This is a genomic window from Winogradskyella helgolandensis (assembly GCF_013404085.1).
Lineage (GTDB): Bacteria > Bacteroidota > Bacteroidia > Flavobacteriales > Flavobacteriaceae > Winogradskyella > Winogradskyella helgolandensis.
On record NZ_JABFHO010000001.1, the window covers coordinates 1,416,746 to 1,436,719 of the forward strand.

Genomic DNA, 19,974 nt, shown 5'->3' on the forward strand with positions numbered 1-19,974 from the left:
TTCAGACTTTTAACTAAGTTTTAATGTGTTGTAATCAATTTCTTTTTTATGTCATTTATGTGTTTGACGTTAAACAAACTGAGCGCGTCCTAGTCTAAAGACAGTTGATCTAAGAACTGTTTAATTGATATTTCTGTTGGGATTCCTAATTTCTTTTTCAAACGACTTCTAGCAACTTTTACGGTATCTGGTGTTACATTTAAGATTGTCGCTGTTTCTTTTATGGATAAGTTTAACTTTGTTAACAAGCAATACCGAATTTGTGTATCCGATAAATTGGGGTATTTTTCTAATAATTTGGCGGCCATGGTAGGGTATTCGGATTCTATTCTTTTAGTTATAATAGACATGTCCGAAGCAGATCTAATAAGGTTATTTATTTTAAGTTTTACTTCGTCTAATTTGGGTATTTGTGGTTTTTTAATTTCATCGAGCTCATTTTTTATAACAGTTAAGGTTTCTAGGCGTTGAGAAAGTGCTATGGCTGAGGCTTCTAATTCATTTTCGCGCAGAACGATTTGTTCCTCAAGTAATTTTTTTTCGTTACTTTTTAAAATCTCAATAACTTTTTCACCTTTTTTGTATTTTCTAAATAAAAGCATGCTTCCTAATAATAGAATGATACTCGCAAGTATGGCACTAATACTTAAATAATAGAGCTCTTGTTTTTTGTTTTTAATTTCTAACAACTCCATGTCAAAGAGTATTTGTTGACTTTTTTGTCTTTCCTTAAGAAGTTTTATTTTAGAGTCAATATAATTTGAAAGTGCTTTTTTTTCATTAGATCTTAAACTATCAACTAACGCATCTTTCTTTTGATATATTTCTACGGCATTTAAGTATTGCTTTTTTTCTGTATAATACTCTGCTAGTCTGTCATAAGAATCCTTCTTAGATTCAGGGCCAGAAGATAGTTTAATGGCTTCTTTTCTATAAGCAATTGCTTTATTAAGATCTCCAGCAGCATGATAAAATGTGCTTAAATAAGCCGTGTTATTAAAAAGAAGTTGATGCCAATTATTATTGTCTAAGCAATATTTTCTCACAACTAATGCGGAGTCTATGGCTTTTTGGTAATCACCTAACCTAAAATAATCATTGGCCATGGCGTTTTTGGTCCACCAGATTTCGTAAATGTCATTATCTTTTGTCGCTAAATCTAATATTGCTTTATGTAAGGGATGGCTTTTTTCTGGCATCTCTTTTTGGACATAATTTGCCGAAATATTTTTTAATAATCTCTTTTTTGTAAAAGATCCAATATCAGTAGTATCTTTTAATAGGGGTGTGAGTACTTCAAGTGCTTTGTCGTATTGGAATTTGTGATAATAGATTTCAGAGATGGCGATGTTATATGCCATAGATAACTTTATGTTTCCTTCTGGGATTAATGGGTAAACTTTAAAATAACTTTCTAACCCTTGTTCAGGCAAACCGAAAGCATTAGATAATAGTTGGCCCTTGTTTAGGTAATATTGAGGAAGTTCAATAGACTTAATTAATAAAGAGTCATCCTTTGCATTAAATGTAGCTACTTTAGATTCAAACAAATTAGCATAGTACAAAACACTATCTAAATTGGAATTTTCGTTTGCACCATGATACCACATTAATGATTTATAGGCATAAGCAATACCTTTATCGTATTGCATCTTTAAGGATTCTCTCAAGTTTTTATGATGAGCTGAATAGGCGTCTTTAGAATGTTTACCGTAATAAACATTATTTAGGCTATCTACTTTTCGTAAGTCGATTAAAATCTCATTATTTTGAGCGAAATACTGGTTGCAAAATAGTAAAACGATCAAAGTGGTAATTAACTTTCTTAACTGTGTTAAGGACATGTTTTATTTTCTATAAGTTGTTGTTTTATTCTTTTAAGTTGAGCTATTTTCAGCTCTTTTTTCTTAAAGTTTCTTGCTGTCTATTGATAATAATTCAATTTTAGAAGAAAATCATGGTCAAATTCATTTAATTTTAACTATATCGTTAAGTGCTTATTATGAGTGCTTTAGTGATTTTATTTTAGTGTGATTACCTTTTGATAACCCTTAAAAAATTGAAATATAAAACATAATGTTCAACTTGAGCTTCATAAGTTTAAAAGATTTAACGCTCTTTAAGAGGATTAAGTTTTTTAACTATAAAAAAAAAACACTAACTATTTAATCCAAACTTTATGAAAAAAATTACTTTTCTATTTATTCTAATGATTGCTTTTTGTTGGCAATCAAATGCGCAATTCACAGAGAGCTTTGAAACAGAAATACCTGCGACATGGACTGTTTTAGATCTTACTAGTTCATCTACGTGGGTGTGGGATGATTCACCAGAAAATGGGGCACAAGATGGTTCTGCTGTTGCAAAGATTGAATCTGGCTATCCTGACGCTAACGATGATTACTTAGTTACCCCTCAAATTTCAGTGACTTCTGGTTTAAACGATAGATTGATATTTTATGTGAAATCTAGAAGTGGTTTGTATTTAGAACCTTATGAGGTATTATTGTCTACAGCCACAGCTACTGCTGCGGATTTTACTGTAGTGCTGCAGGCACAAAGCGAAGCTCCTGATGAATGGACTAAAGTGACTTTAGATCTATCTACTTATAATGGGCAATCAATTTACGTTGCTGTTCGATCAACGTCAGATGATAATTGGGAGTTGTATGTAGATAATTTTGTGAATGACACATTTCCTGCTTGTATGGAGCCTACAGAATTAACCGTAGATAATATTAGTACTACAACAGCAGATTTAGCTTGGACAGAAAATGGTACTGCTTCAGCTTGGAATATAGAAATTGTAGATATCACTGCAGGTGGAACTATAACTGGTATTCCAACTTCTAGTGGAGTTACTAATCCTTATACGGCAACTAGTTTAGCGTCTGGTACCCAATATGAATTTTATGTGCAAGCCGATTGTGGTGTAGTTGATGGTTCTTCTATTTGGGTAGGTCCAATGTCGTTTACGACGGTTTGTGATACTTTTACTGCTCCTTACACACAAAATTTTGAGAATGCAGGTGATATTCCTGCTTGTTGGACAATGTCTAGCGATTCAGGACAAGAAGATTGGTTTTTTAGAGATTCTGGTCCAAGTCATGTTGGCGATGGTGGCGACCTCTCAGGTAGTACATTATCAGATGGTTATTATGCTGTTTGTGATGCATCGAGTGATCATGGTTTAAGATATTTAATGAGTCCTTTTGTAGATGTTAGTACTTTAGCGACACCTGAACTACGTTTTTATGAAATAAGTAATGCTGAAGATTCAAGTAACGCACAATTAGATGTAGAAATTTGGGATGGTGTAGCCTGGAATCTTATGGCTACATTTGATACAAATACAGATGGTTGGGAGTTAAAAATAATAGATATAAGTACATTAACATATACAGGGCCAGCACAAGCTCGCTTTACCTTTTCTGAACCTAATGGTGGTAGTGATGATGATATTGCTATTGATGATGTAATTTTTGATAACCCTATACCTTGTATATTTCCTGCAGATTTATCAGTAGCAAATGTTACTGCTACAACAGCAGATTTGGCATGGACAGAAACGGGTAGTGCTACAGCTTGGAATATTGAAATTGTAAATTTAACTGCGGAAGAAACTGTAACAGGTACTGCAACACTAACTGGAGTTACTAACCCTTATACAGTAACAGGTTTATTATCTAATACCGTTTATGAATTCTATGTTCAATCAAATTGTGGTACAACCGATGGAAATTCGTCTTGGATAGGACCAGTGTCTATTATAACTGATTGTGAAGCTTTGACAGCGCCCTATACAGAAGGTTTTGATAATGGTGGTGCCATACCAGATTGTTGGAGAATGTATAGTGATTCAGGAGAAGAAGAATGGTTTTTTCAAGATTCAGGATTAAGTCATGTTGGTGATCATGGCCTAATAACAGGAACTACAGCTACAGGTGGTTTCTATGCCGCAGCAGATGCTTCTAGTGATCATGGACCTAGATATTTGTTAACTCCTTTTGTAGATGTTAGTACGTTAACAGCACCAGCATTAAGTTTTTATGAAATAAGTAATTCTGAGGATTCAGAAAATGCACAACTCGATGTAGAAGTTTGGGATGGTGCTGCTTGGAATCTAATGGCAACTTATAATACAAATACAGTAGGTTGGGAATTGAAGACTTTAGATATTAGTAGTTTAACGTTTACCGGACCAGCACAAGCGCGTTTTACATTTTCAGAAGTTATTGCCCCTGGTGATGTTGACGATGATATCGCTATTGATGATGTTACTTTTGATGAGGCGCCTGCTTGTATGACACCTACAGATCTATCTGTATCAAATATTACATTGACTACAGCAGACGTCGCTTGGACAGCAAATGGTAATGGTACCACTTGGAATATTGAAGTTGTTAATTTAACTGCAGGTGAAACAGCTACAGGATTAGCAACTGTATTTGGGGCTACAAATCCGTATACACTTACAGGTTTAGAAGATGATAGCCATTACGAAGTTTATGTGCAAGCTGATTGTGATGTAGACGGTGTTTCTTTATGGGTAGGTCCATATATATTTGCAACTGCAATTATTCCTCCGGCTTGTGGTGGTATATTTGTAGATGGTGGTGGTAGTAACGGTAATTATCCAGCTTCTGAATTTTCGACTACAACGATTCTTCCAGATTCAGCTGGAGAAGCAGTGACTATTACGTTTACATACGTTGATATAGAGGTAGATACGTTTGGTTCTGGGCAGCAAGATGGCTGTTTCGATTACTTAACTATTTATAATGGGCCAGATAATACGTATCCTGTTTTAGCACAAACATTGTGTGGGCAAGACAGCAGTAATGGAGATAATACTTTAGTTGCAAGTAGCGAGCTTCATATTGGTGATTCTTATTCATCTACAGATCCATCAGGAGCTTTAACTATTGAGTTTAGGTCTGATCCTTATACTAGCTTAACTGGTTGGGAGGCATCAGTAACATGTGCTGTTTTAGGTGTTGATGATGTGGTTGACGAAGCTGCTTTCACTTATTATCCTAATCCAGTTAAAAACACATTAACATTAAATGCTCAAAAAAATATTGAAGCTGTAACTGTGTATAATATGTTAGGTCAAGAAGTATTAAGAACAGCACCTAATAGTGTTGCAAATGAGTTAGATATGTCTAGCTTAAATACAGGAACTTATTTTGTTAAAGTAACTATTGAAAATGTTACACAAGCGATACGAGTAATTAAGCAATAAATTTATTTTAAAACACAGAAGCCACTTAATTTTACTTTGTGGCTTTTGTTGTTTTCTAATGTAAGATTTAACAGGGTGTCTGTTTAATAATGGACTAATTTCTTTACCAAATTAAATAAAAATTGAAATGAATAAGAATATCTTCAAACTGACCTTTTTAGCTTTTTGTTTGCTCGGGAGTTCAATAGCCTTATCTCAAACAATAACTCCACCAGTAGGAGTGTCTTGTCCTTCTAACAACTCCACGTTTGTATTTGTAGAAGAATTTGATGATTCTGATGGATGGATAGGGGATATTACAACCAATAATATTGGCGGTAATTGGGAAATACCAGGTAATTCAGACAGTAGTGAAACAGGGCCTAGTTCTGCTTTTAGTGGTTCTCATTATATGAATTTTGAAGCTTCAGGTAATGCTAATCAACAATCAGCTTCAATAATTAGTCCTGTTATTGATTTGACTACAGCCACAGATGGAGCTGAATTATCTTTTTATCTCCATGCCTATGGTGATAATATGGGAGAATTAGAAGTTGAGGTTTCTAATTCAGTTTCCGGACCATTTACAAATCTATTTACATGGACAGGTCAATTGCAAACTTATAGTTCTGAAGCTTGGGTGCCAGTAGGTGTAAATTTAGATGCTTATCTCGGACAATCTATATATTTAAAATTTAAGAATACACGAGCAGGTTATAGTAGTAGAGCAGATATGTCTATTGATTTGTTGCGTGTAGAAACTTGTGGGACATTTTGTATTTCTCCGACGCTTTCCCTTAATTATGTAAACTCTAATGATACGAATGCTTTCGCTAGTTTTTCTTGGCAAGCTAATGATAGCGAAACGTCTTGGGAGTATGTGGTATTACCTTCAGGATCTAGCATTCCATCATCGGGTACTTCATCTTCAATTACAACTGTTATTGAAAATGATTTATTGTTTGATACGGAGTATGACGTATATGTCAGAGCAAATTGTACAAATGGTAATAGTATTTGGGCTGGACCTTTAACTTTTACAACTCCAATACAGACAAGATTTACAATTGACTGTACTGCAGGGCCTTTAACTGGGTCTTTATGCTATGGTGATAACGGAGTAGTTGATCCCGAAGTGTTTACTTTTACAAGTACAGATGGTACGCCTTTAACTATAACGTTTCTATCGGGTTATATTCAAGAAGGATGGGATCCATTGGTCGTTCTCGACTATAATGGTTCACCTATTGTTCCATACACTGATTATTTCTTTGGTAATGAAGGAGATCTTGCAGGTGTAACTTATACATCTACCGGCAATAGAATATCATTTTATGTTGCTTCAGATGATTTTCTACCATCGAGTTGTGCTAACGGTGATGATCCTTTAAGAGGAGGTATTACTTATAAAGTAGCTTGTGATACATGTACAAACTCAGAGTCAACCTATACAATTGTAGATGATTGTGGTAATGAAGATCAATTCTTTGTCAATGTTAATGTTTTATCTTTAGGTAGTGCTACATCATTAACTTTAGCTAATAACATCGATTTAGATACGACGACCGTAGATGCCGTTGGGACTTATCAAATTGGACCATTCCCTTTCTTTACTAATGTAATATATACCTTAAATAATGATCAAGATATTAATTGTGTATATGATAGTTTGCCAATAGTAGTAAGAGCTTGTATTCCAGAAAATGACGAGTGTTTAAATGCTGAGGTTGCAGTAGTAAATACAGGCGATAATTGTGAGCAATTAAATTATGGGACTATATTATCTGCAACACCATCTAACGTACCTGGAACATCTTGTGAAGGAGATCCTGATGATGATGTGTGGTTTCAGTTTACCGCTATAAATGACATTCAAATAATAGAGTTTATAAATATTGTAGAAAATGACATCTCTTCAGGTCTTAATCATGCTGTTTATGAAGGTGTTTGTGGAAGTCTTAATGAATTGTATTGTTCAGATTCAAACTCTAGTGTTACACCTCAATTGACTATTGGTGATACGTACTATATTAGAGTATTCTCAGAAGGTTCAGAAGATGAAAACGTGACTTTTGATTTATGTATTAGAAAAGGTTTTAATAGTATAGAAGTAAGCGACACTATCTATACTATAGACGAATTGGTGCGAGATATCTTGTTTAATAGTCCATGTGCACAAGTATCAAATATTACGTATTCCACAGGGGTAAACTTTAGTGATAATCAGCCAAATGGCATTGGTTATTTTTCTATGGATGGTGAAGGATTCCCTTTTGAACAAGGAATATTGTTAAGTACGGGGCATGTTGTGGAGGCAGCAGGACCAAATGACGAATTAATAAATTCGGGAGGGGCATCGTGGCCAGGAGATTCTGATTTAGATGATCTTTTGGGAGTGTCATCTAGAAATGCAACAATAATTGAATTTGATTTTATACCCTTATCACAATCTATAAGTTTCGACTTTTTAATGGCTTCAGAAGAGTATACAGGAGCAACAGGAGGAACAGATGAGTGTACGTATTCAGATGCTTTTGCTTTTCTCTTAACGGATGCTGAAGACAATACTACTAATTTAGCTGTTATTCCTGGTACTACAACGCCAATTTTAACAACAAATATTCATCCAGAAAATGAATCTTGTCCGGCAATCAATGAGGAGTATTTTGGGGAATACATAACTGAAAATTTACCTCCAATGAATTTCAATGGTAGAACAGTTGTGTTTACTGCGCAAGCTCCTGTAATTGTTGGACAGTCCTATCATATAAAATTGGTCGTTGCAGATGATTCAGATGCACAATATGATACTGGTATTTTTCTAAAATCTGGTAGTTTTGATATTGGAGAGTTAGACTTAGGTGATGATATTACTATAGAAGCTGGTACAGCAACATGTTTAAATGAGCCTGTTGTGTTAAATACCTTAGCATCAGATCTAGAGCATGTATGGTATAAGGACGGTTTTGTTATTGAAGGAGAAACGTCTTCTACGTTAATAGTAACTGAGCCAAATTTTTATACTGCTCAAGTTATTTTTTCAAATGATTGTATACTTACTAGTAATATTCTGGTTGAATTCTTAGAATTACCAATCGCAAATTTTGCTCCTGATTTAGTAGAATGCTCAGCAACAAATCAGGCATTCTTCGATCTTACAGAAAATGATGAGGCTATTTTAGGTGACCAAAACGCTGCAGATTTTACAATTACATATCATAGTGCTGAACAAGATGCGATTGATGGATTAAGTCCGTTATCTTCCATTTATTCTAATATTTCTAGTCCTCAAATCATTTATGCGAGAATCGAAAACAATAATACAGGTTGTTTTGCTACAACTACGTTCTTTTTAACGTTATCCGCACCGTCACATACCGCTTTTAGCACAGATTTAATAGGTTGTGATTTTGATAATGATGGTGTGGCTAGTTTTGATTTGGAGAGTCACAATTTTGAAATTTTAAATGGTCAGGATGCATCACAATATAATGTGTCTTATTATACATCTGAATCTGATGCTATGTCTGCTACAGGAGCGCTTTCTGGTTTGTATGAGAGTTCGGGAGAAACCTTGTATGTCAGAGTAGAGTCTGTAGATTTTTCAGGTTGTTATGTCACCAATGATTTTAATTTAGTAATTGGAATTGAGCCTGTTGCGAGTTTTGTTTCTGATGTTAATTTTGAAGTTTGTCCTAACGCTTCTTCTCCAATAGATATTGAGGCCATTCCAGGTAATTATGCGTTGTCGGAGGTTTCAATTAACTGGTATCGTGATGGTGGTATAATTGCTGGTGAAAATAGTTTGACTTTACCTGTTTTAGAAGCCGGATCATATGAAATTGAAGTTGTGTTTAACGATACAGGTTGTATAGGTTATAGCGAATTTACAGTTGTAGAGTTGGCTTCATGTGTATTTCCTCAAGGTATTTCACCAGGTGTTTCACCAGGTCAGAACGATACGTTTGACTTAAGCAGTTTTAGCGTTACTAAGCTAGAGATATTTAATAGATATGGAGCCCTAGTGTATTCAAAAAATAATTATACCAATGAATGGCATGGACAAACCAATGGTGGTGATGAGCTACCAGTAGGTACGTATTTCTATACGGTTGTTTACGAAGGTGGTGCAAAAACAAAAAGTGCTTGGGTCTATATTAACAAATAATCAACTATAAAAAATTAACTTATTATAATGAAAAAACTCTCTATTATAGCGGTTTTGCTTTTAGCATTTCAGATGCATGGGCAACAAGACCCACAGTACACGCAGTACATGTATAATATGAATATCATTAATCCTGCGTATGCAGGCTCAAAAGAAAATCTTTCTTTTGGATTATTATACAGAAATCAATGGACAAAGATTGATGGCGGACCAGAAACAGGAACATTTTTCGGTCATGCACCTATTAGTGATAAGCTTGGCTTAGGGGTGTCTCTTATTTCAGATCAAATTGGTCCGGTTAAAGAAACCAATGCTTATATAGATTTGTCGTACACATTGCAATTAGGTGGTGAACACCGTTTAGCATTTGGCGTAAAAGCGGGAGCTACATTTCATGATATAGGTTTAAACTCTGGTGTAGATGTGGTGGATAATACGGACCCATTTTTTGCACAAGACATTAATACGACAACACCTAATATCGGAGCAGGGTTCTTTTACTATACTGATAAATATTATGTTTCCTTATCTGTACCAAATTTATTGTCATCAGTACATTTAGATGCTGATGGTTATAAAATAGGATCTGAAACGCAACACTATTTCTTAACTGGTGGTTACGTGTTCGATTTATCACCAAATACAGAGTTGAAGCCATCAGTAATGGTGAAGTCTGCATTTGATGCACCAACATCATTCGATGTTAACGTCAATGCGAGATTCTACAAAAAATTCGAAATTGGAGCGTCATATCGATTAGATGATTCATTTTCTGGTTTAGTTAATTTTGCTTTATCACCGTCTATAAGAGTAGGATATGCATATGATGCCATCTCTTCAGATATTAAAGCATATGCACCTGCATCTCATGAGATCATGTTATTATTTGATCTTAATTTTGCAAAACGTGTTTCTCGTTCACCTAGATACTTTTAATCAGTTAAGCTAAATCAATTATGAAAAACTATAAAACATTATTATTAATTACGTTGATGAGTGGTTTTTGCCTAACTGCTCAAAATAAAGACACTAAAAAAGCAGACAAGCAATTTGCACAATACGAATTTGTAAAAGCCGCAGAAAGCTACAACAAGCTCGTAGACAATGGTAAAGCTGATGCTTATGTATACGGACAACTTGCTGAAAGTTATTATAACATTTTTAATACTGAGGCAGCTGAACGTTGGTATGCTAAAGCATTAGAAACATCTGATAACCCAGAAATGGTGTACAAGTACTCACAAATGCTAAAAGCAAATGGTAAGTATGACGAATCTAACAAACAGATGGATAAATTTGCAACGCTACGTCCTTCAGATGACAGAGCTACAGCTTATAGAAAAAACCCTGATTACCTTCCTAAGATTTTAGAACAAGGTAAAAAGTTTAATGTTCAAAATGCAGATTTCAATTCTGAACAATCTGATTTTGGTGGTACTATGAGTGAAGGTAAATTATACATCACATCGGGTCGTAACGATAGTCGTAAAACTTATGGATGGAACGATCAGCCGTTTTTAGATATTTATACAATTACTAAAAATACTGACGGAACATACCAAGAAGCAACTTTAGCAAATAATAAAATCAATACGAGATACCACGAAGGTTTAGTATCGTTTTCTCCAGATGGTAAAACCATGTATTTTTCTAGAGAAAGTTATTACGAAAAAGATTTTCAAAAGGATTCTTTAAGCAGTACAAAATTCAGTCAACTTTATTTATTTAAAGCGACTAAATTAGGTGATGATTGGGATACTATAGAAGCATTAGCTGTTAATAGTGAAAATTACTCAGTTAAAAATCCTTCTGTAAGTACTGATGGGAAAACCTTATATTTTTCTTCGAATATGCCAGAAGGTTTTGGTGGATTTGATATTTATAAAGCACCAATAAACGATGATGGTACATTAGGTGAAGCTGAAAACTTAGGTCAAAAAGTAAATACTGAAGGTCAAGAAATGTTCCCATACATTAGTAGTAACAACACTTTATATTTCTCTTCAAACGGACATTTAGGACTTGGTGGATTAGACGTCTTTTATACAAAAGTAATTGACGGTAAAATAGCGCCTGTACGTAATGTAGGTATTCCTATTAACAGTAATGCTGATGATTTTGCTTTCTCTATTGATGAAGAGAATGATGAAGGGTTTGTATCTTCCAACAGAACTGGTGGAAAAGGTAGCGACGATATTTACGCATTTAAAAAACTACAACCACTTTGTGATGTACTAATTAGTGCTACTGTTTTAGATGATAAAACACGTGAACCTATTAGTGGAGCAGCAGTTTCATTATTTGATGCAGAAGGAAACAAAGTCGTTTCAAAAACAACTAATGAAGAAGGTGTTGCTGAATTTATCGTGGAATGTGAAGAAGATTCAGAACTTGAAGTTGTAATGGATGGCTTTGATAGTAAAAAAGTGCAAGTTAAAGGTTCTAATGACGAAGAAAATAATGTTCAAATTTCTTTAGACCCTATTGAAAAGTTAATCGTAGATGAATCAATTAATTTAGCACCAATTTTCTTCGAATTTGATGAGTCAAATATTACAGCACAAGCGGCTTTTGAATTAGACAAATTAGTTCAGATAATGAATAAATATCCTGAAATGGTTATTGAAGCAACATCACATACAGATAATAGAGGAACCGATACTTATAATAACGGACTTTCTGATCGCAGAGCTAAAACGACGGTTCAGTATGTAATTTCTAAAGGTATTGATGAAGCTCGTATTTCTGGAACAGGTAAAGGTGAAACAGAACCAAAAGTAGATTGTTCAGGTGGTTGTACAAAAGCACAACATGCAGAAAATAGACGCTCAGAGTTTATTGTTGTTAGTGGGATGCGCTTATGATATAGTGTCTAATTTTTAACACGTTAATAAGCAATCTGAGTCATTTTTATTTTGATAAAATTGACAGGTTACTCAGTCTGTGATTTAATTAATTCTTAAGTTTAAAAAGTTATGTTTTATAATTCAGAACGGACTAGTAAAAAAAGCCTAAATTCTGATATTGATTTTCGTCGTTGTTTAAAATTTGAACTAATCGAATTTTGTAAAGAAAATGATTTATCTACCCAAGGAAGTAAGGTAAAAATAAGAGAGAGAATCGAAAACTTTTTAAATAAAAAATCAAAAAAGAATATCAAGAGTTATTCCCTTAAAAATAAACGTAGAGTGATAAAGAAAGTTATATAAATATCTTTTTATTCTTTAAGATAAGTATAAGTCAAATATGTCTTGATTTCTTTATGTCGTATTTTTTTGTATTTAAACTGTTAAAAGCAACTTCTCGTTCAAAAATTTCATGATGATTCATATGAATTGGTTAAATTTCAATTTTAATAATAAATTATAGTAGTTATTGTCTAAATAATTAACTGTTGGGTTAAAATAAGCTTATGGTAAGAAAAATTACAATTATAATTTCCTTTTTAATAACTACAATTGGTTTTGCTCAAGATTTATCTATGCAAAACGGCACATTCAATAGGTGTGCACCAGATATTTTTTATGATTCAGGAGGGGAATTTGGTAATTATGGTGACGATGACAATTACACGACTACCATATGTCCTCAAAATGATGATGATTTTATCATCATTAATTTTACTCAATTTACAACACAGCTTAGTCAAGATGTGTTAACTATTTACGATGGTGATGACATAACCGCAGCTGTAATTGGTACATATTCCGGTGCTTCTTCACCAGGATTTGTATCCGCATCAGATAGTAATAGTTCTGGATGTTTAACTTTTGTGTTCACAAGTAATAGTAGTGGAAATATTAATGGTTGGGAAGCTGAAATTTTATGTGCAACGCCATGTCAAGATATTATTGCATCGATAGATAGTACAACACCTGCGGCTAATTCCGCAGGTGTTATTGGAATAGTACCTTTTGAATCTGTTGATTTTTCTGCTAGTGCACTGTTTTCAATAGATGGAACAGATGCTACTTATGAATGGGATTTTGGAGACAATAATACAGCAACAGGAGCCAATGTTACTAATATATTTGGTGCACCAGGAACATACACGGTTACATTAACGGTTACAGATACGAATCCGCAAGGATGCTCAGGGACAGCAACAGTTACTGTTTTTGTTTTGGGGCAGAATGTTGTAATAGATCAAGATACATTTACTCCCGAACAATTAATTGAAGACGTTTTAATAGATAGCCCATGTGCTTCTGTCTCTAATATTGTCGCTGTAACTGGTAGTACCTATACTTTTACTGAACCAAATGGAATTGGATATTTTGTTAGTAATGGAATTGATTTTCCTTTTGAAGATGGCTTGTTACTCACAAGTGGAGATGCTAGTGAGGCCAGAGGACCTAATAATAATGGAACTTTAAGCGATGGATCTAGTGTTTGGCCAGGAGATGAAGAATTAGATACTGAATTAGGGGTTGATTCTCATAATGCGACATATATTCAATTTGATTTTATTCCGAGGGCTGATAGTATAAGTTTTGAGTTTTTAATGGCTTCTGAAGAATATGATATGGGTAGTTTTGAATGTATCTATTCGGATGCTTTTGCTTTTTTACTAACAGATGCAGCTGGTAATGTGTCTAATTTAGCTGTATTACCTGGTTCAACGACACCTATTTTGGTGACTAATATTCACCCCGATAATGGTTCTTGTGAAGCTGTTAATGAACGCTACTTTAGTGGTTACACTCCTAATAATGGATCGCCAATAGCATTTGATGGACGAACAAATGTTTTTACTGCAGAATCAGCAGTAGTTCCGGGTGAAACTTATACCATAAAATTGGTTATTGCAGATGATAGGGATAACCAATATGATTCTGGTGTTTTCATAAAAGCAGGTAGTTTTAATTTAGGAGGAGATTTAGGTGATGATATTACTATTGAAGCAGGTACTGCAGCATGTGATGGATCAGGTGTTGTTTTAGATACTAGACTTGAGCTAGCAACCCATATTTGGTATAAAGATGATGTGGTTATTCCAGGTGAAGAGTCCTCGACAATTACAGTTACAGAACCAGGAGTTTATTATGCAGACTTTGAATTAGAGAGTGTTTGTACAGGTTCTGCAGATCCTATTATAGTAGAATTTAGAGCAGGTGCAACGGCTAATTTGGCTCCTAATCTAGTTGTTTGTAGTACTTCTGGGGCTGAGGAATTTGATTTGTCAGTAAACGATGATGATATATTGGGCGACCAAGATCCAACTGTTTTTTCAATAAATTATTATCTTACAGAACAGGATGCTTTAGATAATGTTAACGCATTACCTACTCTTTATACGAACGTAACGAGTCCTCAAACGATTTGGGCGAGGTTAGCAGATGCTTCTCAAATTTGTGTTGATATAACCTCATTCTCAATATCTTCTCCACTTGCACCCACCATCAACCCAGTTTCAGATTTAGAGTTATGTGATGATGATAGTAACGATGGATTTGAGACCTTTGATTTAAGTTCACAAACTTTAGCGATTTTAGGGTCACAATCGGCAACAGATTTCACGGTAACTTACTATTTAAGCTTTGCAGATGCAGACGCAGGAGATAATGCCTTACCTTCAGATTACACCAATACGGTCAATAACCAGCCAATATTTGTAAGAGTAGCAAGTTCAGGGGATTCCAGTTGTTATAATGCCTCAGCGACGGCACTTTTCAATTTGGTAGTTAATCCTAGAGCATTAGCCACAACCCCGGATGACATGGAAGTTTGTGACGATGTGAGTAACGATGGTTTTGCTACCTTCGATTTAAGCAGTCAAGAAGCTGTAATTTTGAACGGACAAGACCCAACCGTTTATAACGTATTATTTTATAGTAGCCCAGACGACGCAGATGATAATGTAGGAGCTTTAGCAACAAGTTACACTAATACTACCGCAAATTTAGAGACCATCTATGTCAGAGTCGAAGACCCATTATATCCGAGCTGTTATAGTACCACAAGTTTTAATTTAATAGTAAATGCGCTACCAGTAGTAACCGCTGTAACACCATTGCAAGTTTGTGATGATGACACAGATGGATTTGTAGGCTTCCCATTAAGCGATAAAGAAGCTGAGTTATTAAACGGGCAAAGTGGAGTAGCTGTATCATTTCATGAAAACCTATTAGGAGCAGAAATGGATAACTCAGAAATATTTGATGGCTATGTTAACACATCGATGACCAATCAAATCATATTCGTACGTTTAGAAAATACAACAACCAACTGTTACAACATTGGTAGCCTTACCTTGGAGGTTTTAGAAAATCCAATAGCCAATAGCACCACACCATTAGAAGTTTGTGATGATAATGTCGATGGTATAGCGGTCTTTGATTTGAGTATAAAAGATACAGAAGTTGTAGGGACGCAAGCAGGGATGATCGTTCGCTATTATGAGAACCAAGCCGATGCAGAAGCAGGAGGCAGTCCATTATCAACCAATTACACAAATACGCAAGCGGGAGCCCAAGAGATTATAGCACGTATAGAAAATGGGGCAACAGGCTGTTATGCTACCACAGCACTTCAGTTGATTGTCAATCCAAAACCATTAGTCCTAGAAGTTTCTAACTATGAGTTGTGTGATGAGACTACACTAGGCGACGAAGAAGAAGCCTTCGATTTATTAACAAAGACTCCAGAGATTTTAGGAACACAGGTTAATGTCACGGTAAGTTACTATGCTAATCCAACAGATGCAAGTACTGAAACCAATCCTATATTAGGATCGTATACAAACATTAGCAACCCCCAAACGATAACAGCTGTACTGACCAATACACTAACAGGTTGTACTTCAGATTTAGAATTTGACTTAATAGTTAATCCATTACCGGTAGTGGTTGCACCAACAGCCTTAGAGGTTTGTGATGATGGTACACCAGACGGTTTAACAGAAATGGATTTAAGTCTAAAGAGCATGGAAATCACAGGCAACAATCCAGCCTATTCGATCAATTACTATGAGACTTTGGCAGACGCTGAAACAGAAACTGATCCTTTACCAATATTATATACCAATACGAGTAATGGACAAATTATTTTTGTACGCGTAGAAAATACTACTACCGGATGTTACGATACCACAGAATTAGAATTGGTTGTGCAACAAGCACCAATAGCTTTTACACCACAGCCACTGAGATACTGTGATCCAGACAATGACGGCTTTGGGGTGTTCACGCTTACGGATGTAGATAATGAGATCACGGGAGGCGCCTCAGGACTAGAGGTTACCTATCATGAGACAGAAACCAATGCTATTAATGGAGTTGATGCTATAGACACCACAGTGAACTATAACAACATCGTACAAGGTGAACAAATTTTATATGCAAGAATAGAAAGTCCAACGATAGCGACAGACTGTGCGACTGTTGTAGTGTTAAGGTTAATCGTAGAGCCAACACCACAGTTGCTAGATCCAACACCATTAGAAGCATGTGATGATATCTCAGCCGATGGTTTTGCGACGTTTGATCTAACGAGCAAAGCAGCAGAATTACTAAACGGTCAAGATCCGTTACAGTACATCGTTAGCTATTACGAGAGTGAGGCTAATGCAGAAGCGGACAACAACCCTATAGCTAATCCACTCGCTTATACCAACACCGACGATTTTAATCAAATTATTTGGATACGTGTAGAGGATAGCACCACGGTAGAAGGCTGTTATAAAATCACAAGTTTAGAACTGATAGTGAACCCGTTACCAGTTTTAATTACACCAGCACCCTTAGAGCTCTGTGATGTAAACAACCCAGGAGATGAGCAAGAAGGCTTTATATTAGAAGAGGCTAACGAAGAAATCCTAAATGGTCAAACAGGCCTATCGCTAACGTACTATGAAACACAAATGGATGCCGACAATGCAACAAATCCAATAACAAGTCCATATGTAAACACTAGCAATGCTCAAACGATATTTGTAAGAGCAGAAAATGATGTCACAGGCTGTTACAATACGGTAACCGTAACGCTAAGAGTAGATCCAATACCATCACCAGAACCGAATCCAACAGCAATAGAAGTCTGTGATGATGACAATGATGGATTTGCAGAATTCGATTTAACACAACGTACTATAGAAGTTATTAATGGAGAACCTAATGTAGCGATTACTTATCACGAGACACAGACCGATGCAGAGAATGGTGATAATCCAATCATAGGACTGTACACTAACATTGTGGCCAACAATCAAATGATTTTTGTACGTTCGGAAAACACGGTAACAGGCTGCTTTAGTTTAACCACAAATACGATGGAGCTTATTGTGTTGCCTTCGCCAGAAGTGCCAACAAGTATAGAGTCTTACACTATATGTGACACCAATGACAATGGTATTACCCAATTTGATTTGACCACCAAAGATGAAGAAATTTTAAACGGACAAGACCCACTAGAGGTACTACTGACTTACCATGTTAGTGCATTAGATGCCGCAACAGGCAATAATCCAATTATTAATGTAGGTAACTACACCAACACTGTAAACCCACAAGTTATTTATGTACGTTTATACAATCCAACAACAGGCTGTGACGATACCGGAGAATTTGAGTTAGAGGTTAATTTACCACCAGTAGTGGTACAACCAACACAATTAAGTGAATGTGATGATTTAGGAGAAACACCAGGAGATGAATTTACAACATTTGATTTAACGGTAAAAAACAATGAAATCACTGGAGGGAATAGCAGTTATTCCGTAGATTATTATGAGACCGATGCGGATGCACAATCTCAAACCAATGTGATTCCAGATCCAACACAGTATACCAATACTTCAGTTAACGGCTTAAATGCAAACCCACAAACCCTTTATGTGGTGGTTACCGATACCAATACAGGCTGTGTAGACTTTACTACCTTAACAATCCGTGTCTTACCAAACCCAACCCCAACACCAAGCGATCAATTACCAAGTTTAGAGTTGTGTGATGATGTAAACACAGGAGATGGAGTCGAAGTGTTTGACCTTACGGAAAATGAAATTCTGATATTAAATGGAGAAGCAGGAGTTACGGCAAGCTACTATGAAAGTCTAGATGATGCCAATTCAGCAAGTAATGCTATAGTAGACCCAACGCAGTATACGAATACAGAAACACCAGAACAAGAGATTTATGTGCGTGTGACCAATGATGCTACAGGCTGTTATGCTTTAGTTGATTTTACAATCATAGTGCATCCATTACCAGAAGTTGTGGCTGTAACAGATTTTATACAATGTGAATTATTCACTGATGGTGTTGATAGTTTTGATTTGACTACAAAAGACGAAGAAGTTTTAAACGGTCAAGATCCAACACAGTTTATAGTAAGTTACCATAGCAGTTTAGCCGATGCCGAAGCAGGTACCAACGGCCTAGTAAGTTCATACACGAACTTGAGTAACCCACAGCAAATCTTTGTGACAATCACCAACAATATAACAGGTTGTTCGATTAGTACACAAAGCTTCAATATAGAAGTGCAAGAAGCCGCACAGGCCAACCCAAATATGGAAGCCATAGTTTATGAAACCTGTGATGATGAGATGGAAACTGATGGAGATCCAACCAATGACAGTGCACAGTTTGATTTAACGACAAGAGACGCAGAAGTTTTAGACGGTCAAGATCCACTGAATTATATTGTGAGCTATTATGAAACGCAAGACGATGCTGATTTAAATGTCAATCCATTACCAACATTGTATGAAAACATAACGAACCCACAAGTTATATATGCACGTGTTGATAATGACACACCAGATGGTACCACAGGTAATGACACATCCATCTGTTATGCTGTAGCAGAAATCACTTTACAAGTGAATCCGTTACCCGAGTTTAATTTAGAAGACAGTTATATTCTATGTTTAAACACCAATGGAACGGAAGTTTTAGAACCTTTAGTTATTGATACAGGCTTATCGGCATTAGACTATAGTTTTGAGTGGAGTTATAATACCGTTGTAATTCCAGGAGCTACAGGTCCAAGTATAATGCCCACCCAAGGAGGTAGCTATAGTGTTTTAGTAACCGATATGAGCACATCTACAGAGACTAATTGTACTAATGTTGATACAACTGACGTTATAGAAAGTGAACCACCAAGTTTAACCATAGAATTATTGACCCAAGCCTTTGCAGATAATCACATTTTAGAAGCCTTAGCGACCGGAATAGGAGTTTATGAATACAGCTTAGACGGAGGACCATGGCAAGATGAAGGGACCTTTATAAACCTATCTGCAGGAGAGCATGAGATTACGGCAAGAGATAAAAATGGCTGTGGATTAATCACGGTATCGAAGTTTATAATCGATTATCCGCTGTATTTTACGCCCAACGGAGATGGAAATAATGAAACTTGGAACATTGAAGGTGTTGGAAGTAATGCAAAAATTTATATATTTGACCGGTACGGAAAATTATTAAAGCAGTTGAGTCCTGATGGAAATGGTTGGGATGGAACGTTTAGTAATGAAGTAATGCCAACGAGTGACTACTGGTTTACAGTGGAATACGACGAGCCGAGCAATGGAGTACGTAAAGAATTTAGAGCCCATTTTACCTTGAAACGATAA

7 protein-coding genes are annotated in these 19,974 nt (G+C 35.6%); 6 read left to right on the forward strand and 1 reads right to left on the reverse strand.

All coding sequences use genetic code 11. The features are described from left to right. Positions 1–89: 89 nt before the first annotated feature. Complete coding sequence (locus HM992_RS05835) at positions 90–1,844, reverse strand: hypothetical protein (protein ID WP_179319034.1); 1,755 nt, start codon at positions 1,842–1,844, stop codon at positions 90–92. 335 nt (positions 1,845–2,179) lie between these two features. Between HM992_RS05835 and HM992_RS05840 the strand changes: the two genes are divergently transcribed. The 6 genes from HM992_RS05840 (at position 2,180) to HM992_RS05860 (ending at position 19,974) form a co-directional block, all read left to right on the forward strand. Continuing rightward, on the forward strand, positions 2,180–5,245 hold the full coding sequence (locus HM992_RS05840; RefSeq protein WP_179319035.1) for a T9SS-dependent choice-of-anchor J family protein: 3,066 nt from the start codon (positions 2,180–2,182) through the stop codon (positions 5,243–5,245). A gap of 127 nt (positions 5,246–5,372) precedes the next feature. Then, positions 5,373–9,392, forward strand: a complete 4,020-nt coding sequence (locus HM992_RS05845; protein WP_179319036.1) for a choice-of-anchor L domain-containing protein — start codon at positions 5,373–5,375, stop codon at positions 9,390–9,392. A gap of 27 nt (positions 9,393–9,419) precedes the next feature. Beyond that, positions 9,420–10,328 (forward strand): PorP/SprF family type IX secretion system membrane protein, encoded by a 909-nt coding sequence (locus HM992_RS05850; protein ID WP_178985945.1) that lies wholly within the window; start codon positions 9,420–9,422, stop codon positions 10,326–10,328. 20 nt (positions 10,329–10,348) lie between these two features. Then, positions 10,349–12,256, forward strand: coding sequence for an OmpA family protein (locus tag HM992_RS05855; RefSeq protein ID WP_179319037.1), 1,908 nt, complete (start codon positions 10,349–10,351; stop codon positions 12,254–12,256). Positions 12,257–12,367: 111 nt separating this feature from the next. Beyond that, complete coding sequence (locus tag HM992_RS19960; protein ID WP_394366258.1) at positions 12,368–12,601, forward strand: hypothetical protein; 234 nt, start codon at positions 12,368–12,370, stop codon at positions 12,599–12,601. Positions 12,602–12,804: 203 nt separating this feature from the next. Beyond that, a complete protein-coding gene (locus HM992_RS05860) occupies positions 12,805–19,974 on the forward strand; it encodes a choice-of-anchor L domain-containing protein (RefSeq protein ID WP_229720453.1) in 7,170 nt (2,389 codons plus the stop codon).

Bases quoted from the DNA above. Each gene is read 5' to 3' on its own strand.
- HM992_RS05835 (WP_179319034.1), bottom strand. From the start codon at position 1,844: ATGTCCTTAACACAGTTAAGAAAGTTAATTACCACTTTGATCGTTTTA.
- HM992_RS05840 (WP_179319035.1), top strand. From the start codon at position 2,180: ATGAAAAAAATTACTTTTCTATTTATTCTAATGATTGCTTTTTGTTGG.
- HM992_RS05845 (WP_179319036.1), top strand. From the start codon at position 5,373: ATGAATAAGAATATCTTCAAACTGACCTTTTTAGCTTTTTGTTTGCTC.
- HM992_RS05850 (WP_178985945.1), top strand. From the start codon at position 9,420: ATGAAAAAACTCTCTATTATAGCGGTTTTGCTTTTAGCATTTCAGATG.
- HM992_RS05855 (WP_179319037.1), top strand. From the start codon at position 10,349: ATGAAAAACTATAAAACATTATTATTAATTACGTTGATGAGTGGTTTT.
- HM992_RS19960 (WP_394366258.1), top strand. From the start codon at position 12,368: ATGTTTTATAATTCAGAACGGACTAGTAAAAAAAGCCTAAATTCTGAT.
- HM992_RS05860 (WP_229720453.1), top strand. From the start codon at position 12,805: ATGGTAAGAAAAATTACAATTATAATTTCCTTTTTAATAACTACAATT.